The sequence below is a fragment of the Synechococcus sp. W70.1 genome (assembly GCF_047461515.1).
In the GTDB taxonomy this organism is placed as follows: Bacteria; Cyanobacteriota; Cyanobacteriia; order Thermostichales; family Thermostichaceae; genus Thermostichus.
The window spans coordinates 20,169-37,469 of the sequence record NZ_JANSHH010000035.1 but is presented as its reverse complement, the minus strand read 5'-3'; the positions used below and the strand labels follow the sequence as shown (position 1 = coordinate 37,469).

16 protein-coding genes and 1 tRNA gene are annotated in these 17,301 nt (G+C 59.1%); 13 read left to right on the top strand and 4 right to left on the bottom strand.

The features are described from left to right. Window positions 1-5 precede the first annotated feature (5 nt). Together NW808_RS10525 and NW808_RS10520 are read left to right on the top strand one after the other, a co-directional pair. Window positions 6-716: a polysaccharide deacetylase family protein gene (locus tag NW808_RS10525; protein WP_414421156.1), complete on the top strand. Its 711-nt coding sequence runs from the start codon at window positions 6-8 to the stop codon at window positions 714-716. Between the two features lie 34 nt (window positions 717-750). Then, entirely contained in the window at window positions 751-1,503 is a 753-nt protein-coding gene (locus NW808_RS10520; protein WP_414421155.1) for a PspA/IM30 family protein, read from the top strand. Window positions 1,504-1,528: 25 nt separating this feature from the next. On the opposite strand, the gene secA is transcribed toward NW808_RS10520, so the two are convergent. Then, window positions 1,529-4,384, bottom strand: coding sequence for a preprotein translocase subunit SecA (gene secA / locus NW808_RS10515; RefSeq protein ID WP_414421154.1), 2,856 nt, complete (start codon window positions 4,382-4,384; stop codon window positions 1,529-1,531). Window positions 4,385-4,593: 209 nt separating this feature from the next. Between secA and NW808_RS10510 the strand changes: the two genes are divergently transcribed. The 5 genes from NW808_RS10510 (at window position 4,594) to NW808_RS10490 (ending at window position 11,088) form a co-directional block, all read left to right on the top strand. Continuing rightward, window positions 4,594-4,932, top strand: coding sequence for a TatA/E family twin arginine-targeting protein translocase (locus NW808_RS10510; RefSeq protein WP_414421153.1), 339 nt, complete (start codon window positions 4,594-4,596; stop codon window positions 4,930-4,932). A gap of 273 nt (window positions 4,933-5,205) precedes the next feature. Then, window positions 5,206-6,054, top strand: a complete 849-nt coding sequence (gene purU / locus NW808_RS10505; protein ID WP_011429651.1) for a formyltetrahydrofolate deformylase — start codon at window positions 5,206-5,208, stop codon at window positions 6,052-6,054. A gap of 94 nt (window positions 6,055-6,148) precedes the next feature. Next, window positions 6,149-7,609, top strand: coding sequence for a signal recognition particle-docking protein FtsY (gene ftsY, locus NW808_RS10500; RefSeq protein ID WP_414421152.1), 1,461 nt, complete (start codon window positions 6,149-6,151; stop codon window positions 7,607-7,609). 34 nt (window positions 7,610-7,643) lie between these two features. Beyond that, window positions 7,644-9,278: a DUF2254 family protein gene (locus NW808_RS10495; RefSeq protein WP_414409551.1), complete on the top strand. Its 1,635-nt coding sequence runs from the start codon at window positions 7,644-7,646 to the stop codon at window positions 9,276-9,278. 79 nt (window positions 9,279-9,357) lie between these two features. Then, on the top strand, window positions 9,358-11,088 hold the full coding sequence (locus NW808_RS10490; protein ID WP_414421151.1) for an ArnT family glycosyltransferase: 1,731 nt from the start codon (window positions 9,358-9,360) through the stop codon (window positions 11,086-11,088). 139 nt (window positions 11,089-11,227) lie between these two features. Here NW808_RS10490 and NW808_RS10485 read toward each other — a convergent pair. Further along, window positions 11,228-11,307, bottom strand: a tRNA-Leu gene (locus NW808_RS10485). Between the two features lie 556 nt (window positions 11,308-11,863). Between NW808_RS10485 and NW808_RS10480 the strand changes: the two genes are divergently transcribed. Both NW808_RS10480 and NW808_RS10475 read left to right on the top strand, forming a co-directional pair. After that, a complete protein-coding gene (locus NW808_RS10480) occupies window positions 11,864-12,115 on the top strand; it encodes a hypothetical protein (RefSeq protein ID WP_414405574.1) in 252 nt (83 codons plus the stop codon). Window positions 12,116-12,221: 106 nt separating this feature from the next. Then, a complete protein-coding gene (locus tag NW808_RS10475) occupies window positions 12,222-12,779 on the top strand; it encodes a carboxymuconolactone decarboxylase family protein (RefSeq protein ID WP_414393582.1) in 558 nt (185 codons plus the stop codon). Window positions 12,780-12,799: 20 nt separating this feature from the next. Here NW808_RS10475 and NW808_RS10470 read toward each other — a convergent pair whose 3' ends face one another. Continuing rightward, the gene (locus NW808_RS10470; RefSeq protein ID WP_414409549.1) at window positions 12,800-13,111 is read right to left on the bottom strand and encodes a DUF3288 family protein; all 312 of its coding nucleotides are present in this window, start codon (window positions 13,109-13,111) and stop codon (window positions 12,800-12,802) included. A gap of 150 nt (window positions 13,112-13,261) precedes the next feature. On the opposite strand from NW808_RS10470, the gene NW808_RS10465 reads away from it, so the two are divergent. Genes NW808_RS10465 through ndhI form a run of 4 tightly spaced genes read left to right on the top strand, consistent with a single transcriptional unit; the run spans window position 13,262 to window position 16,515 of the window. Further along, entirely contained in the window at window positions 13,262-14,446 is a 1,185-nt protein-coding gene (locus NW808_RS10465; RefSeq protein ID WP_414393799.1) for an NAD(P)H-quinone oxidoreductase subunit H, read from the top strand. A 29-nt stretch (window positions 14,447-14,475) separates the two neighbouring features. Beyond that, a complete protein-coding gene (locus NW808_RS10460; RefSeq protein ID WP_414393585.1) occupies window positions 14,476-14,679 on the top strand; it encodes a hypothetical protein in 204 nt (67 codons plus the stop codon). A gap of 46 nt (window positions 14,680-14,725) precedes the next feature. Further along, window positions 14,726-15,847: an NADH-quinone oxidoreductase subunit NuoH gene (gene nuoH, locus NW808_RS10455; RefSeq protein ID WP_414421150.1), complete on the top strand. Its 1,122-nt coding sequence runs from the start codon at window positions 14,726-14,728 to the stop codon at window positions 15,845-15,847. A 35-nt stretch (window positions 15,848-15,882) separates the two neighbouring features. Continuing rightward, on the top strand, window positions 15,883-16,515 hold the full coding sequence (gene ndhI, locus NW808_RS10450; protein WP_414421149.1) for an NAD(P)H-quinone oxidoreductase subunit I: 633 nt from the start codon (window positions 15,883-15,885) through the stop codon (window positions 16,513-16,515). Between the two features lie 273 nt (window positions 16,516-16,788). On the opposite strand, the gene NW808_RS10445 is transcribed toward ndhI, so the two are convergent. Further along, complete coding sequence (locus NW808_RS10445; protein WP_414421148.1) at window positions 16,789-17,028, bottom strand: hypothetical protein; 240 nt, start codon at window positions 17,026-17,028, stop codon at window positions 16,789-16,791. Window positions 17,029-17,301: the final 273 nt, after the last annotated feature.

The following is a 17,301-nucleotide window of genomic DNA, read 5'->3' as shown; positions in this document are numbered from 1 at the left end:
AATCTATGCCCTTTTGGCCGCCGCAGATCCTCCCCTCTGCCCTCTACCCCCTTCTGCAGCAGGGCCTCAAGACCCTTTTTCCTGAGGCTCTCTGGGACTTACCGCCAGATCCTCAGAAGCGACAGGTGGCCCTTACCTTTGACGATGGCCCTCACCCTGAATACACGCCGACCCTGTTGCAAGTTTTACAGGAGTTTCAGGTACCAGCCACCTTCTTTGTGTTGGGGGAACGGGTGCAGCGCTGGCCCCACCTGGCCCGGAAAATCCGCCAACAGAGCCACGGCATTGGCCTGCACGGCTGGCAGCACCGCTCGTTTACCCAGCTTAGCCGAGGCGAACTGCTACAGAGCTTGCGACGCAGCCAGGATACCCTCGTGGCTGCCTGTGGCGGCACCCCAGAAGAGTATCGGGCTGTGCGCCCCCCCAACGGTCTCTTCTGGCCCCGGACGCTAACCGACTTGCGCTCCTGGGGGTATCTACCGGTGATGTGGAGTGTGGTGCCGGAGGATTGGCTCTGCCCGCCGGTGGCCGTGGTGGTGGAGCGGGTGCTCAACCAAGTGCGGCCCGGCTCCCTGATTGTGCTCCACGACGGCGTCCAGGGGGGATCCCAGGTAGCCGAGGTAGTCTGCCGTTTGATCCCGGCTTTGCGGGAGCAGGGGTTTGACTTTGTCCGCCTGCCCCTTTCTGGCAATCTTCCCAGTTGCAGAGGAAATTGAATACAGTGAAAGACAGCGATAGGAAGGGCAAGCCATGGGCGTGCGCAAGATCATCTACGGCATTTTCGGGCAGCGAGCCGGCAGCCTCATCGTGGGCACGTGGAATTGGCTTTGGGGGCTGCCGGTGGAAAAAGGCGGGGCAGAGGCAGTGGCGGTGGCCGAAGAATCGGTGCGAACCATGCAGGAGACTGTGCAGCGTCTCACCGAAGCCGTCGCCACCCAGGTAGCTGCCTACCAGCGGGCCGAGCAAAAGTACATGCAAAAGGTGCGGGAGTACCAGGCGCTGGAGAACAAGGCTCGCCTGGCTATGCAACGGGGGGATCAAGAAGCCGCTCGCCTAGCTATGGCCGAAGCCCTGCGCATTGAGGCCGCTCTTGGCCCACTCAAAGAACAAGTGGAAACCGCTGAGCGCTACGTCAAGGCTGCCAAGGAAAAGTTGGCCCGGGAAAAAGAGCGTCTGGCCCTCTACAAGAGCGAGCTGAGCAACCTCAAAGACATCTACGAGGTGAACAAAGCCCTTGAACAGATGACCCGCGTTAACAACGCCTACAGCATTGACTCGGCCAAGTCCCAATTTGAGGCGGCCAAGAACGCCATCCAGGCTCGCCAGCTCAAGGTCCACGCCCTCAGCGAGCTCTCCGAGGATCGCAGCGAGCAACTTGCCGCCCAGCTTGACGAAATGGCTCTTGAGGACGAGATCTCCCGCCGCCTAGCTATGCTCAGTGGCCAGGAAGGCAGCCCCGCCAAGCTGCCCTTGCCGGATCTGGACTTCGAGAAGCGCTCTTGATCACGTGTCCTAGCGAGGCTTTGCTTTATTCGTGGGTAAAGTCGGCTTCTGGCACCTGGCTTGTCTCGGAACCAGCAGCCACTGCTTGCAGGGGCACTGCCTGCGGCACTTGTACAATCTGGGGTGTAAAGACAAAGAGGTTGTACACGGTGTTGCGGCGGATGTTGTCCAGCATCTCTAGGAACAGCTCGTAGCCCTCGTTCTTGTATTCGATAAGGGGATCCCGCTGGCCATAGCCGCGCAGGCCCACCGCTTCCCGCAGCGCCTCCATCTGTTGCAAGTGCTCCCGCCAGAGGGTATCCACCTGCTGCAATAGGAAAAAGCGCTCAGCCTTCCGCATCAGGCCAGGCTCAAAGGTATCCAAGAAGGCCTCTTTGGCCTCGTAGGCCATCTCCGCCTGTTTGATCAGGTAGTCGAGGATTTCCTGATAGGAGAGATCCCGTAAGTCCTCAACCTTGAGGTTGTCTTTGAGCAGGGGAATGAACTCCTGCATCTTGGCCGTCAGCTTGTCGATTTCCCACTCCTCCGGCGGCAGCTCTGGGTTGACGTGGGCTTGCACGATCTCCTCAACGGTCTTGCGCACGTAGTCCAGGATCTTGGGTTTGAGGTTCTCCCCTTCCAGAATGCGCCGCCGCTCCGAGTAGATAGCCCGACGCTGGTTGTTGAGAACCTCGTCGTATTCAAACACCTGCTTACGCAGGTCAAAGTAGTACACCTCCACCTTGCGCTGGGCATTTTCTAGGCTTTTCGACAGGAGCGGGTGCTCGATGGGCATGTCTTCGTCTACCCGGAACATGTCCATCAGCTTGGCCACCCGCTCGCCACCGAAGATCTTGAGCAGGTTGTCTTCCAGGCTGAGGAAAAACCGCGAGGAGCCAGGGTCTCCTTGCCGTCCAGCGCGGCCGCGCAGCTGGTTGTCGATGCGGCGGGACTCGTGGCGCTCCGTGCCAATGACATGCAAGCCCCCCAGCCGCACCACCTCCTCGTGCTCGGCCTCCGTGACCTTTTCGTACTCGGCCTTGATGCTGTTGTAGACCTCTCGCAGTTGCAAGATCAGGGGATCCTGCACCGGCGCCTTCTCCGAGGCCACTGCGATGAGATCTTCCACCACCAGCTCCGGCAGGCGGTTTAACCCATACTTGGCCACTGCAGCGGCCACCACCTCCTCCAAAGCCTGGCTGGTGCGAGCTGAGAGCTCACAGGGGTAAAAGTTGGGGGAGACCACCGTCCAGGACTTTTTCGGCTTGGGCGAGGCTGGGCCAAACCCTTGACCGCCGCCGCGGCTTGTCGTGGAGGCCGATCCCAGGGGGTTGTCGGGATCCAGCTGCACCAGCTTGGGCATCAGCCGTTCCCGCAGTTTGAGGCGGGCCATGTATTCCGCGTTGCCACCCAAGATGATGTCCGTGCCCCGCCCAGCCATGTTGGTAGCAATGGTTACGGCACCTTTGCGACCCGCCTGAGCAATGATTTCCGCCTCCCGCTCCACGTTCTCCGGCTTGGCGTTGAGGAGGTTGTGGGGGATCCCTCTTTCCTTGAGCATGGCCGAGAGGCGTTCAGATTTTTCCACACTGGTGGTTCCCACCAAAACAGGACGCCCCTTGGCGTGCATGTAGGCAATCTCCTCGACCACCGCCTTCCACTTGGCGTTTTCAGTCTTGTACACCAGGTCAGGGGCATCTATGCGGCGAATGGGCCGGTTGGTGGGGATAACAGTCACTTCGAGGTTGTAGGTTTTAACAAACTCTGCTTCCTCAGTGCGAGCCGTGCCCGTCATGCCGGCAAGCTTGGGATAGAGGCGGAAGAGGTTTTGGTAAGTAACGGTGGCTAGGGTTTGGCTCTCGCTTTGAATGGGCACCCCCTCTTTGGCTTCAATGGCCTGGTGCAGGCCATCCGACCAGCGGCGACCAGGGAGCACCCGCCCGGTGAACTCGTCCACGATCACCACCTCCTGGTTGCGGACGATGTAGTGGACATCCCGGATGAAAAGCTCCTTGGCCTTCACGGCGTTAAAGACAAAGTGCGCCCAGGGATCTTTGGGATCAAATAGATCTGAGACCCCCAGCAACCGCTCGGCGGCTTCAAAACCTTCGTCGGTGAGGATGATGTTGCGGGCTTTTTCGTCCACCTCGTAGTGCTGGTCGCGGATCAGCTCCCGCGCCACCTGGGCTGCTTTGAGGTACTTCTCGGAGGGACGGGACACCTGGCCAGAGATGATCAAGGGGGTGCGGGCCTCGTCGATGAGGATGGAGTCCACCTCGTCAATAATGCAGTAGTTAAAGGGCCGCTGCATCACTTCTCTGATGTCAGTGGCCAGGTTGTCCCGCAGGTAGTCAAAGCCCAGCTCGCTGTTGGTGCAGTAAGTAATGTCGCAGTGGTAGCTGCGCCGCTTCTCGTCGGTGGACATGCCCTCTTGCACCAAGCCAACCGTCAGGCCCAAGAAGCGGTGCACCTGGCCCATCCACTCCGAGTCTCGCCGGGCCAAATAGCCGTTGACCGTAACGATGTGAACCCCCTTCCCCGTCAGGCCGTTTAAGTAGGCCGGTAGGGTGGCCACCAGGGTCTTCCCCTCCCCCGTTTTCATCTCGGCAATCTGGCCCTCGTGCAGCACCATGCCACCAATGAGCTGCACGTCGTAGTGGCGCATGTTGAGAACCCGCTTGGCCGCCTCTCGCACCACTGCAAAAGCCTCGGGCAGGAGCTCGTCGAGGGACTCTCCTCTGTCTAGGCGTTGGCGAAACTCGGTGGTCTTGGCCCTGAGCTCCGCATCGGAAAGGGAGGCAATCTCGATCTCCAGCGAGTTGATCAGCTTGACAACAGGCAGGTACTTGCGGATCTTGCGCTCGTTGGGATCCCCGAGAAGCTTCTGTAGGGCTTGGAGCATGGGAAGCCTAGGCCAATAGAACGGGTATAGCGCAATTTTATCATTCCCCTCCCCTGGGCTTGGGCGGCCGGAAAGGGCCTAACCTGGTAGCCCAGCCAAGACGGCAGCGGCAGTTTGCTGCAGCAGAGGCAAGCCTTGGAGGGAGAAAAGCGCTTGCGGACAAAGGCAAGAAGATGTCAGGCTAGGGAAGCAAAGCGATCCCAGGGCTTATGAATTTCTTGGGCGTCGGACTGCCGGAAATGCTGGTTATCTTTGCAGTGGCTCTCCTAGTGTTTGGGCCACGCAAGCTACCAGAGATTGGTCGTGCCCTAGCCAAAACCTTGCGCAGCTTGCAGGATGCTGCCAGGGAGTTTGAGGCTCAGTTAAACCAGGAAGCCCAGGAGCTAGAAAGAGCCGCCCGCGCCTCTAGTCCGCGGACAGCCCCTGCAGCCCCGTTCAAAACCGACCCAGTTGCCACAGCCGATATGCCCACAAAGCCGGCTGTGGAGGCAGAGCCTGGGGCCGCCGCCTCCCCCTCCGAGGGCTCCTCAAGCGTGGATGCTGCCTAGCCAATGCCCCGCTTCGACCCGCTCTGTCTCGGCATAAGGACAATTCTAACTATGCCCTGGCGAATGCAAAAGCCTGGCCGCAGCAGCACGGCCAAAACCCCTCGAGTTATTCTCAGGAGCTGTCCCCCGCCGACTCCTCTTCAGGCGTTGGGACGGCCAGCTGGGGGGTTCTGGGTTGTTGCAAGAGCTCAAGACTGAAACCCCCTGTCCAGAGGCGCTTGCCCTCAGACCAATCCAAGTCCTAGGGTAAAGGGGCGAGCTCTTTGCACTTCTATGCCCACGGCCACCCTACTGGTGTCCTGTCCCGATCAAAAAGGCCTGGTAGCCAAGCTCTCCAACTTCATCTACAGCTACGACGGCAACATTCTTCACGCTGACCACCACACGGATCTCGAGGCAGGGTTGTTCCTAAGCCGCATCGAGTGGGATTTAGAAGGCTTTCGGCTAGAACGGTCGGAGATTGTTCCTGCCTTCTCCGGCATTGCCCGCGGGATCCAGGCCAACTGGGAGCTGCATTTTTCCGATACGCGCCGGCGCATTGCAGTGTGGGTTAGCAAGCAACCCCACTGTCTGTTGGATCTCATCTGGCGGCAGAGGGCTGGGGAGCTGCCGGCGGAGATCCCTCTGATCATCAGCAACCACCCCGACTTGGAGCCGCTGGCCCGCTCTTTTGGCATCGACTACTACCACATCCCCGTTTCTCCAGAAAACAGAGCTGAGGCAGAGGCCCGACAACTGGCCTTGCTGCAAGAATATCGCATTGACTTGGTGGTGCTGGCCAAATACATGCAGGTCTTGAGCGGGTGGCTGCTCCGCCAGGCGCCCCCGGTGATCAACATTCACCACTCTACGCTGCCTGCTTTTGCCGGTGCTAACCCCTACCAGCGTGCCCACCAGCGGGGCGTCAAGATCATCGGCGCCACCGCCCACTACGCCACCGAGGAGCTGGATGAAGGGCCAATCATCGAGCAGGACGTAGTACGGGTGAGTCACCGCGACACGGTAGCTGACCTCATCCGCAAAGGCCGCGACGTGGAGCGCCTAGTCCTGGCCCGGGCCGTGCGCTATCACCTAGAAAATCGCGTCCTGGTGTACTGCAACAAAACGGTGGTGTTTGCCTAGGGAAACTGTCCCTTCCTCTTTGGGTGCAAAGGCCGAGCTCTGGAAAAGAAGCTGCTTTGCCAAACTGGAAAAAAGTCAGGCTAGAGGTGGGATTATGGCCTTTGATTGGTTTCGCCGTCGCTACACCGACTCCAAGGGTGAAGCAGAGTCCTCTCCCCAAAAGGCCGAGTCGGCAACTCCCCCAGCGGCAGAGCCGGCTGCCATGTCGCCAGAGGACTATTTGGCCTTTGCTAAAGCCGCCTATGCCAACCTAAAAGCGCGGGCTGCCGCCAAAGCTACTCAAGCAGAGGTTGTCTCCCCAGCCGCCCCAGAACCCCCTGCAAGCGAGGGATCCCAGCCCTCTGCTCCAGCAGCTACAGCACCTGAAGCCGCCTCTCCCTCATCGTCTCCTGAGCAGCCGGCTGCTGTCCCCTCCTTTTTTGATCTGGCTCCTCGCGCTGCCGAGCGCCTGCAGGCCCTAAAGGCAAGCGCCGTGGAGGAAGCAGAGCCGATCCCTGCCAGCGTTGTTGCTCCTGCTGCCCCACCTCTAGAGTCGGCAGAGTCGGCGGCGGAAGAGCTGGTTTTCGACGAGGGCTTCCGCTGGTCAGCCGAGATCCTGGCGGCCCAAGGACGCAAGCCCGAAGAGATCTCCGTAGAAGAGATCTCCTGGCTGCAAAAACTGCGGCGGAGTCTGGGCAAAACCCGCCTCAACCTGATCAACCAGTTAAAGGCTCTGATGGGCCGGGGGCCTCTTGATCGGGAGGCGGTCGAAACCATTGAGACGATGCTGCTGCAGGCGGATGTGGGCGTTGAGGCCACCGAGCAGATCCTCCAGGCCCTGCAAAAACGCATGCGGGAGGAGGTGGTGCCTCCAGAGGAGGCGGTGAAGTACCTCAAGCAGCAGATGCGGCAGATGCTGACGGTAGGGGATCCCACCTTTGCGCCGCAGCGGGGCACGCTCAACATCTGGCTGATCGTGGGCGTGAATGGGGTGGGCAAGACCACCACCATCGGCAAAATTGCCCATGTGGCCCGCCAGTCCGGCTACCAGTGTCTAATTGCTGCTGCCGACACCTTCCGCGCTGCCGCCATAGAGCAGCTCAAGATCTGGGCAGAGCGGGCGGGGGTGGAGGTCATCGCCAACCCTTCCCCCAACGCTGACCCGGCCGCCGTAGTGTTTGATGCCATCACCGCCGCCAAGGCCAGAGGCACCGAGTTGCTCTTGGTAGATACAGCAGGCCGCCTGCAGAACAAGAAGAACCTGATGGAGGAGCTGGCCAAGATCCGCCGCATCATCGACAAGAAAGCTCCCGAAGCCAAGGTGGAAAGCCTCTTGGTTTTGGATGCTACCCAAGGGCAAAACGGCCTGCGCCAGGCCCAGGTGTTTGCCGAAGTGGCCAAGCTAACCGGCGTCATCCTCACCAAGCTGGACAGCACCGCCAAAGGAGGGATCGCCCTAGCTATTACCCAGCAGATGAACCTGCCTATCCGCTTTATTGGAGCTGGCGAGGGGTTGGAGGATCTAAGGCCTTTTTCCAGCTACGAGTTTGTGGAGGCTCTTCTTAGCGAATATTGAGCTCCTATTGGGTAAGGTGGTGGGGGGAGAGGAGATGGGTTTAGCCGCAAACGCTGCCAAGCCTCGCTCTCAAGTTTGGCTTTGGAGTGCGGTGGGGGTGGTGGCAGGTCTAGCCTGGGCAGGGGGGGCGCACCGCTGGATCCAAGCCGGCTTGGCGTTGGCTCTTGCCCAACCCGTTCAGCAGCCAGGAGCGCTGCAGGAGTTTGTGGTCACCTTGGCCGAGGTGCTGTCGGGGATGCTGGGCTTTACCCTCTCAGTGGTGGCCATTGTGGTGCAGTTGAGTGCTGATCGCTTCACCCCCAAAGTTACCGAGTTGTTTCTGCGGGAGAAGACCAATTTCTACCTCTTCTCGTTTTTGATTTTGGCGAATGTGGTCAGTTTGTGGAGCTCGGTGGCCCTGGGTTTCTACGAGGATCCCCAGCTCCTGATTGGGCTAAACCTACTGCTGGGTACTGCCTCGTTTTTGGTGCTCATCCCCTACTTCAGCTTTGTGTTTCACTTCCTACAGCCGACTTCGATTATTCGCCGCATTGAGCAGCAGGTGCAGCAGGCGATCTTGGGATCCCTTGCCTCCAAATCCTCACGATCCAGATTAGAACAGCGGCAGCCCTCTGCCCTACAACCTTGCGCTGCCGCCCATCAGCGCTGCCTCTCGGCCTTGGATGAAATCAAAAGTATTGCCATCAGCGCCCTGCGCCAACGGGAGGAGGTCATCCTCCTGGAAGCCTTGGATAGCCTAAAGGCCCTGTGGATGTTCTATGCCCAGCACAAGGCACACCTACCCCGCTCCTGGTTTCTCTTGACGCCAGCGCTGTGGCGAGATCCCGACTTTGCCTCAGTGGATGAGGGGCTGTTGCGCCAAATCGAAGCGGAGGGATCCTGGCTGGAGCTGAAGATCCTGCGGCAGTATCAGGCCCTGTTTACTGAGGGCCTCAATGGCCTGCGGCAAGCAAGTACTCTGGTGGCCATTCACACGCGGGAGCTGGGGATCCGCGCCCTGCAAAGCCGAGAGCTCCGGCTGGTCGGCTGGGTGATCAAGTTCTTCAACACCTACCTGCGGGCGGTGATCAACGCACGGGATATCCGCAGCGGCTACAACCTGCTCAAGCAGTACCGTTTGCTGGCCGAGGCCGCTTTGCGCCATCAGCAGTCGGCGTTGGTCTTGGAGATGGTCGGCCATTTTCGCTACTACAGCCTAGTGGCCTACAAGGCCGGCTTACTTTTCCTTTCTGAAACCTTTGGCTTTGACCTAGGGGTGCTGGCCCAACTCAGCTGCGCGCTGCAGTCAGAGACAACGGAGGCCATCCTACAAGTCCTGCTCCACCTGGACCAAGACCCGGAAAGCGAGCAGCAGGAAATGACCCTGCGCGGGATCCGGAAAACCCAGGCGCGGCTAGCAGCCTATTTCCTCAGCCGTGGGCGGGAGGATTTGGCCAGGCTGATCTATGAGGATATGAAACAGGAGCCTTTGGCCCGACTGCAGATCATCCGCCAGGAACTCTACTGCACTGCTTCTGAGTTTTGGGAGTTTACGGATCGGGCGGAGAACTTCTACTACCTGGAGCCTGCCCTTCGACCTTATGCCGAGCAGTTTTTCAGCTGGTTTCAGGGACTAACCTCTCTGCCAGCCAGCCTGGAGGGTGTTCCTGGATCCCTGGAGCTTCCGTAAAAAGAAAAGGCCAGATCTCCTTCTGCAGAGTCTAGTCTGGTTAGAGCCGCCACTTGGTGCCGTTCCAGAGGGCTTGTTCATGCGTCCCTTCGGCAACCCCAACCGTTTGGGCAGTGCTCCTCGCCGGGGATCCCTGCCCCCAGCCAGCTCTTTTGTCCAGTTTCGCCGCGACCCGCATCTGTTTTCCTTTTGGGCTTTGAGCCTATTGATCGTGGGCCTGGCAGTGCCGCTGTTTGTGCTCTCGGGAGCGGATCCCAGTTTGGCTGGTTGTGACGAGAGCTTTTACGCCCAGATGGCTCGCGAGCTGCTGCGGGGAGGCAACTGGCTGGGGCCAACTTTTCTGGGAGAGCCTTTTTTTGAGAAGCCTCCCCTGCTCACCTGGAGCGTGGCCCTCAGCTTTGCCCTTTATGGCGTAAACGAGTGGGCGGCGCGGCTGCCCGGGATCCTGGCGGCTTTGCTTTCCATCCCCCTCATCGGCTGGATTGGGCGGGCCTTTTTGCCAAGCCGGGCGGCCCTCTTGGGAATGGCAGTTTTGCCCCTGTGCTACCTCTGGGTGCAGCAGGGGCGGCTGGTGGGTCAGGATGTGCCTCTAACCTGCCTGGAGCTCCTGGGGATCCTAGGCCTAGTGAACGGCATCCGCGGCCACCGGCGCTGGTTCTGGTTGGCGGGAGTGGCCTTTGGGCTGGGCCTTTTGATGAAGAGCGCCATGATCCTGCTGCCGGCGGTGGCTTTGATCCCCTACCTGTGGCAGCAGCGGCGGCACTGGCTGGGATCTGCCCAATTTTGGCTGGCAATTGGCCTGGGCTTGGGGATCTTTGGCCTGTGGCTAGTGCCGGCTGTAGGGGTGCACGGCCCAAAGGTGTTAGCTGCTTTGGTGGGGAAGGTGTGGGATCTGGGGCAAGAACCCTTCCATGCCGATGCCACCGGCTGGTATTACTTTTGGCACATCCCGATCCATGGCTTCCCCTGGACGGTTTTGGCCTTGGTGGGAGGCTGGCTGCTGCTGCGGCAAAAGCCGGGATCCACCCTGCTGGTTTGGTCTTTCCCCCTGCTGTTGTTTTTGCTCTTGCAGCTCTATCCCACCAAAACGCCCTACTACACGGTACAGCTCTATCCCTGGCTAGCTCTCCTAGCGGGGGTGGTTCTGGATCAAGCTCTGCCCTTTCCGCTCCGCTCCGCCTTGCCGGCAACAGTAGGACGAGGCTCTCGCCGCGACAGACCTCATGTGGCCCAGGTGCTCTCTTGGGGGCTGGCGGCGGTGGGAACCCTGCTTTTGGGTTTGGGGCTGGCCCTCAAGCGGGATGTTGAGGGACTGGGTCTGCTCCAACCCCACGCTTGGCCATTGATGGCGATCGGCCTGTTGTATCTGCTCTTGCCGGCAATCTGGAGCTGGCGGCGGGTGCTGCATTATGCCGGCGAACTCTGGGTGGGCACGCTTCTAGCTGCCAGCCTCCTCGCCGTGGTCAGCATTGTCCTGCGGCCTGACTTCGGCAATTTCAATCCCGCCTTTGCCCAGATGGACTGGAGACAGATGCTGGGCTCTGCAGACCCTGATTTTCCCACGGTGGACATTGGCCGCAGCGGCCTAGCGGACGTCTGTCAGGCCCAGGCCCTTGCCTTCTACACCCCCAACCCAGGACGGTGGGTGGATAACCAGGCCCTGCAAGCAGGGAAACATGGGGATTACCTGTGGGTCTCTCCTGTCCAAGCTCAGCAGATATCGATCCAGAATCTGGGGCTGCAGCCTTTGGCCGAGGTGGAGGGCTGGCAACTGGTGCGCCGCTTGGAGCAAGCCAGTGGCGAGCTTTGATCCCTGAGGAAGAGGGGAGGTGAGGAGAGCACTCCACGCCCGACGGGAAGTAACACCTGTGGAGATCTTGCTAGGGGGGTAGTGGAGGTGAACTCTGCTGCTAGCTACAGGTCGTGGAAGCAGGCAGGTCACTTTGCCATGGGCAAGGTCGGATTCGAACCGACACGGTTTCCCGCCGCATTTTGAGTGCGGTGCGTCTACCAGTTCCGCCACTCGCCCAGCTAGATCCATTATCGTACTGAAGGGACAGAGGCCCGTCAACTTTGCTGCCCCAACCCGGCTGACAACTGGGAGCCAACGGGATCCATGCCCCTAGAGACCTGTTGAGGTTGCTCTTACTTTACTTCGTGGGGAGAGGGATCTCCTCTAGTCCTTGATTCACCGGACAATTGGCCACTTTGTGGCATAACCAACCTTCTGCCTTGACGTAGATGGGCTGAGCTAGTAGGCTTGCAAGTACATCTTTTCTGGTAGGCACTTTGCCTAGGCTGAAGTTGGCTCCGTCTTTAGCCGGTGTGCCTTATGGGGGCAAGGAGCAACTACCTGCAGCTTGCGGGGAAGTCACGCCTGTGGAGATCCCGCTGGCGGGGTGGTAGGGGTGGGCTCTGCCACTAGCCATGGGTCGCTGAAGCAGGAAGAAAGGCTCAACCCCGAGCGAAAGTCTGCTTTTGCCCGGGGTTGTATAAGTCTTTCAGAGCGGCTCCTAGCCTTCTGATACTCGTCGCTCTTTTGGGGCATTCTAGGTCTAGAACTAGCGGTTTGCCAGGGATCCCCTATGATTCGACTTTTGGTGGCTGCTGCCGCGGTGCTGGTGGGCTTTCTGCTGGTCAACCGCCTCTACCGCAACCCCTTGAGCTCGGAGCCAAGGCCGGAACAGGCCAGTCCCGAGGCCGCCCAGCAAGGGATCCCGCAGGGAGGGCCGCTGCAGATCTACCAGTCGCGGGATCAACTGCAACAAACCCTCAACCAAGGAGCCACCGCTACCCAGCAGCAAGTGGAAGCCATTGAGCAGTCCTTGGGCAATTGAACTGGGGCTTGCGAAGAGAAAGCAGCCAGGACAGGAGGGTGGAAGGCTTGGGCAGATCTCCCAAACGCGCTAAAGTCGAGAATGCGGCAATTGCTATAGACCGTCCATGCGGATCCCTCCTGTTACTCCAGAGAAAGCCGACAAGCAACTGCAGAAGGTTTACGAAAGCCTGGAAAAAACCTACGGCACTGCCCTGAACCCCTTGCAGGTAATGGCCCACAAGCCTCAACTGATGCGGGCGGTGATGAACCTCTATGGGGCGCTGCACACGCAAAATCCCAACCTGCCTGAGGAGCTAAAAGAACTGATCAGCATCCGCATTGCCCAGATCAACGGCTGCCGCCACTACTGCCTGCCCTACCACACCCTGCAGGCGCAAAAACTGGGGGTCCCCCCAGCCAAAATTGCAGCGGTGGCGCAGGCCCGCACCAGCTCCCTCTACACTGAAGCCGAGAAGCTAGCCATCGAGTACGCCGAGCGCATGACCGTGCCCAGCATGGTGGTGACCGACAGCTTCTTTGCCCGCCTCAAAGCTATTTGGTCAGACGAAGATCTGGTGGAGCTCTCGGCCTGGATTGGCTTCATGAACTTCTGGACCAAGGTCATCGCCGCTTTGGATGTGCCTCTGGATCCCGTTTTTGCCGAGCAACTCCAGGCCTCCTAGCTGGCCGCTAGAAGTCTCCCCTAAGCCCAATCGTCTCGGGTGGTAAAGCTGCGGTCGTACACCTGGCCGAGGGCGTGGATTTGGCGAGTGCGGGCGAATAGATCTTCTTCGCTGAGGCCCCACCGCTCCAGGATCTGATCCAAATCTCGCTGTAGATCCCAGGCACCGGGGAAGCCATAGTAACGGATGCGCAGACGGGCCACTTCCGCTAGCGCCCAATCGGAGGGAGGGCCCTCCTGGGCCATCAGCTCGTTGAGGAGAGCTCGATCGATGTGGTATTGCGGGTGTTGCTGCTCGCGTCGAGAGGAGCGACTGGTAGGAGAACCGGTCATCGCCCTCCCTCCTTTTTCACCACTTTAGCCAAGGCCAATGGCGAGGATTGGGATCCTTGATGTCTAAAGCCATCGAGGAAAAACGGGAAAGCCGCTATACTGCAATTGTTGCAGAGTATAAACTTCATTGCGGAGGTGGTGGCCATGCCCATGCCCATGATCGAGACCCGTACCGATCGGATGCTGCTCAACTTTGGGCCGCACCACCCTTCCATGCACGGGGTCTTGCGCCTGCTGGTCACCCTCGATGGTGAAAACATCGTCGACTGCGAGCCCGTGATTGGCTATCTGCACCGCGGCATGGAAAAAATTGCCGAAAACCGCACCGTGGTGCAATACCTGCCCTACGTCTCCCGCTGGGACTATGGGGCTGGCATGTTCAACGAGGCCATTACTGTCAACGCCGTCGAGAAGCTGGCCGGGATCAGCGTGCCCAAGCGGGCTAGCTACCTGCGGGTGATCATGCTGGAGCTAACCCGCATCACCAATCACCTACTTTGGTTTGGCCCTTTCTTGGCGGACTTGGGCGCCCAAACCCCCTTCCTCTACGCCATGCGGGAGCGGGAGTGGATTCTAGACCTGTTTGAAGCCGTCACCGGCATGCGCCTCATCAACAACAACTACTTCCGCGTCGGGGGCGTGGCGGTGGACTTGCCCTACGGCTGGACGGAAAAGTGTTTGGACTTTTGCGAGTACTTCCTGCCCAAAGTGGATGAGTACGAACGACTGGTTACCGACAACCCCATCTTCCGGCGGCGGCTGGAAGGGGTAGGGGTCATTTCCAAGGAGGATGCCATCAACTGGGGCCTCTCTGGACCCATGCTGCGGGCCTGCGGCGTCAACTGGGATCTGCGCAAAGTAGACCACTACGAGTGCTACGACGACTTCGACTGGGAGGTGGCCGTTTACCCCGAAGGGGACTGCCTGGCCCGCTATCGGGTGCGCATGAAGGAGATGCGCGAGTCCTGCAAAATTGTCCAGCAGGCAGTGAAAGCCCTGCCCGGCGGCCCCTTTGAAAATCTGGAAGCCAAACGCATGCTGGAGGGGCCAAAGTCGGAGTGGAATCAACTGGACTACCAGTTCATCAGCAAGAAGCCCTCGGCCAACTTCAAGATCCCCAAAGGGGAGGCCTACGTGCGGGTGGAGAGTGCCAAAGGGGAGCTGGGGATTTACATTGTTGGCGACGACAATGTCTGTCCTTGGCGCTGGAAGATTCGTCCGCCTGGCTTTGTCAACCTCCAGGTGTTGCCTCAGCTGGTTCGCGGCATGAAGGTGGCCGATATGATTGCCATTCTGGGCAGCATCGACATCATCATGGGGGAGGTGGATCGCTAAGATACTCTAGGAAAGCGAGGACAAAGGCGATGGCCTGGGCGATCCTAGTTCTGCCGCTTTTAATTGTTGTAACCATTGCCGCAATTATTGGCCCCAAGCAATGGGCCAAGTACCAAGAAGAAAGGCGTCGCCGTGCCGAAGAGTTATCCGATGCCCGCCTCCAGGCCATCATTCAACAGGAGCTACGCCGCCGCCACCGCCCTCCCCAGTCGGATCCCAACGGCAAGACCTAATTAGCAGTATTTGCAATCCACTGTCTTTAGGGAGCTACTTGACTCCATGACCACTGCTGGCATCGACTTGCAGCACAGCTTTGAGACGGCCCTGCAAAACTTGGGCCTAAGCCCAGGCGCTGCCCACGCTCTATGGGTACCTCTGCCCCTGGTGCTCATGGTTATCGCCGCCACCTTGGGAGTGATGGTCATGACCTGGCTAGAGCGCAAGATCTCGGCGGCGGCCCAACAGCGGATTGGCCCCAACATGGCTGGGCCCCATGGGGTACTGATCCCGATTGCCGATGGCATCAAGCTCTTAACGAAGGAAGATGTACTGCCCAGCCTAGCTGACCCAGTTTTGTTCACGCTGGGTCCCATCCTGGTTTTTCTGCCCGTCTTTCTGTGCTATCTGGTGGTTCCCTTCGGCCAGAATCTACTGATCTCCAACATCGCCATCGGCGTCCTTTTTCTGATCGCCACCTCCAGCGTGCAGCCCATTGGCTTGTTGATGTCCGGCTACGGCTCCAACAACAAGTATTCCCTGCTGGGGGGTCTGCGAGCGGCGGCCCAATCGATTAGCTACGAGCTGCCCTTGGCCTTGTCGGTGCTGGCGGTGGTGCTGATGAGCAACGGCCTAGACACCGTGGGGATCGTGGAGCAGCAGAGCGGCCTGGGGATCCTTAGTTGGAACGTCTGGCGGCAGCCGATTGGCTTTGTCATTTTCTTGATCTCGGCGCTGGCAGAGACGGAGCGGATTCCCTTTGACCTACCGGAGGCCGAGGAAGAGCTGGTGGCTGGCTACCACACCGAGTACTCCGGCATCAAGTTTGCCCTGTTTTATCTAGGCTCCTACGCCAACCTGCTGCTGGCTTCTCTAATCGCGGCAGTGCTGTACCTGGGGGGCTGGTCCTTCGTGGTGCCGGTGGAAGCTATTGCGGCGTGGATGGGGATCCCGCTAGACAATCCCTTTTTGCAGATTGCAGCCGCAGCCTTGGGCATTGTTATGACGATGGTCAAGGCCTTTATCTTTGTGTTTTTGGCTATCCTCTTGCGCTGGACCGTGCCGCGGGTGCGCATTGACCAGCTCTTGGACTTGGGGTGGAAATTTCTGCTGCCCGTCTCGTTTGTCAATTTGCTGTTGACGGCAGCTTTGAAGCTGGCCTTCCCAACCTTTTTCGGGGGTTAATGAAAGTAGAAGCAGCAAGGGAGAGGAAATAGGTCATGACTTTTCTAAAGCGCGTTGGCGAATACGTAAGCGATGCCTTCAAGGCTGCCAAGTACATTGGCCAGGGAATGGGGGTCGTCTTCGACCACATGAACCGCCGGCCCGTGACTGTTCAGTACCCCTTTGAGAAGCTGATCCCTTCCGAGCGCTTTCGGGGACGTATCCATTTTGAGTTTGATAAGTGTATTGCCTGTGAAATCTGTGTTCGGGTTTGCCCCATCGACCTGCCCGTGGTGGACTGGGTCTATAACACCGAGCTGAAGAAAAAAGAGCTCTACAGCTACAGCATCGATTTTGGAGTGTGCATTTTCTGCGCCAACTGCGTAGAGTTTTGCCCCACCAATTGCCTCTCGGTTACCGAAGATTATGAGCTAGCCACCTACGACCGCCACGAGCTGAACTACCATCAGGTGGCGCTAGGTCGCCTGCCTTCCAAAGTAACAGAGGATCCAATGGTGACCCCACTGCGGGAGTTTGCCTACCTGCCCAAAGGGGTGATCGATCCCCACGACTTGCCCCCTGGATCCCAGCGAGCTGGGAAGCGACCCGAAGAGATTTTGGCAGAGATGAGAGCGGCTAAAGCAGCAGAAGCAAAAGAGGACAAAACTGCTGCAGAGCAGTCTAACTAATAGGCATAGGCAGCTCTCTTGAGTAGTTGACAAGACGCCTTCTTCACTCCAAGAGGCTTGGGCCCAGGCTAATTCCCTCTCTTTGTTGCCGTTCTTGTTTGTGCTGCGGGCGCAGATTGCAAACGGCAACACTTCATCCTTGACGGCGACCGAGGTCTTCACCCCCTCTCTAGGAGACAGAAATCGTCAGCAAAAGCCGGTAAGAAAGGCGACCGGCTGCCACCTAGCGCCTTCTAAGTGGAAATTGAGTGCCCTTCTGGAGCCAACCCCAAGCTAGTTCACCGAAATGGCAGGGCCAAAGTTGAAGTAGGTGGTGCTGCCAGGGTTGGTGGTGTTGTCAAAGGTGCTAAGGGTAGTACCGCCGACCGTAATCGGCCTAGGTGAAGGAATGGCGGGAGTCACCCGGATCTGGCCACCAAAGGGGATGGTAAAGGAAGTGGGGAAGATAGCCACATCTCCAGACACCGAGGTAGAGGTGGCAATTACTGTGCCATCCGCTTGTCGAATGGTCACCGTGGCCCCTGCCGGCAAGCCCGGGATCGTAATCCGCGGGCCAGCAGGAGTTGGCGTTGGCCTGGGTATTGGCTCTGGGATGGGCGTTGGAGTCAGCCTAGGTGTCGGTTCCGGCGTAGGCGTGGGTATCAGTCCTGGGGTAGGTGTGGGTGTCAGTTCTGGAGTGGGCGTGGGCGCCGGAGTTGGGGTGGGCCTTGGAGTTGGCCTGGGTGTTGGCGCTGGGATGGGCGTTGGAGTCAGCCTAGGTGTCGGTTCCGGCGTAGGCGTGGGTAT

What these genes read in the sequence shown, in the direction of transcription:
- NW808_RS10525 (WP_414421156.1), top strand. Translation starts at nt 6, where the DNA reads ATGCCCTTTTGGCCGCCGCAGATCCTCCCCTCTGCCCTCTACCCCCTT.
- NW808_RS10520 (WP_414421155.1), top strand. Translation starts at nt 751, where the DNA reads ATGGGCGTGCGCAAGATCATCTACGGCATTTTCGGGCAGCGAGCCGGC.
- secA (WP_414421154.1), bottom strand. Translation starts at nt 4,384, where the DNA reads ATGCTCCAAGCCCTACAGAAGCTTCTCGGGGATCCCAACGAGCGCAAG.
- NW808_RS10510 (WP_414421153.1), top strand. Translation starts at nt 4,594, where the DNA reads ATGAATTTCTTGGGCGTCGGACTGCCGGAAATGCTGGTTATCTTTGCA.
- purU (WP_011429651.1), top strand. Translation starts at nt 5,206, where the DNA reads ATGCCCACGGCCACCCTACTGGTGTCCTGTCCCGATCAAAAAGGCCTG.
- ftsY (WP_414421152.1), top strand. Translation starts at nt 6,149, where the DNA reads ATGGCCTTTGATTGGTTTCGCCGTCGCTACACCGACTCCAAGGGTGAA.
- NW808_RS10495 (WP_414409551.1), top strand. Translation starts at nt 7,644, where the DNA reads ATGGGTTTAGCCGCAAACGCTGCCAAGCCTCGCTCTCAAGTTTGGCTT.
- NW808_RS10490 (WP_414421151.1), top strand. Translation starts at nt 9,358, where the DNA reads ATGCGTCCCTTCGGCAACCCCAACCGTTTGGGCAGTGCTCCTCGCCGG.
- NW808_RS10480 (WP_414405574.1), top strand. Translation starts at nt 11,864, where the DNA reads ATGATTCGACTTTTGGTGGCTGCTGCCGCGGTGCTGGTGGGCTTTCTG.
- NW808_RS10475 (WP_414393582.1), top strand. Translation starts at nt 12,222, where the DNA reads ATGCGGATCCCTCCTGTTACTCCAGAGAAAGCCGACAAGCAACTGCAG.
- NW808_RS10470 (WP_414409549.1), bottom strand. Translation starts at nt 13,111, where the DNA reads ATGACCGGTTCTCCTACCAGTCGCTCCTCTCGACGCGAGCAGCAACAC.
- NW808_RS10465 (WP_414393799.1), top strand. Translation starts at nt 13,262, where the DNA reads ATGCCCATGATCGAGACCCGTACCGATCGGATGCTGCTCAACTTTGGG.
- NW808_RS10460 (WP_414393585.1), top strand. Translation starts at nt 14,476, where the DNA reads ATGGCCTGGGCGATCCTAGTTCTGCCGCTTTTAATTGTTGTAACCATT.
- nuoH (WP_414421150.1), top strand. Translation starts at nt 14,726, where the DNA reads ATGACCACTGCTGGCATCGACTTGCAGCACAGCTTTGAGACGGCCCTG.
- ndhI (WP_414421149.1), top strand. Translation starts at nt 15,883, where the DNA reads ATGACTTTTCTAAAGCGCGTTGGCGAATACGTAAGCGATGCCTTCAAG.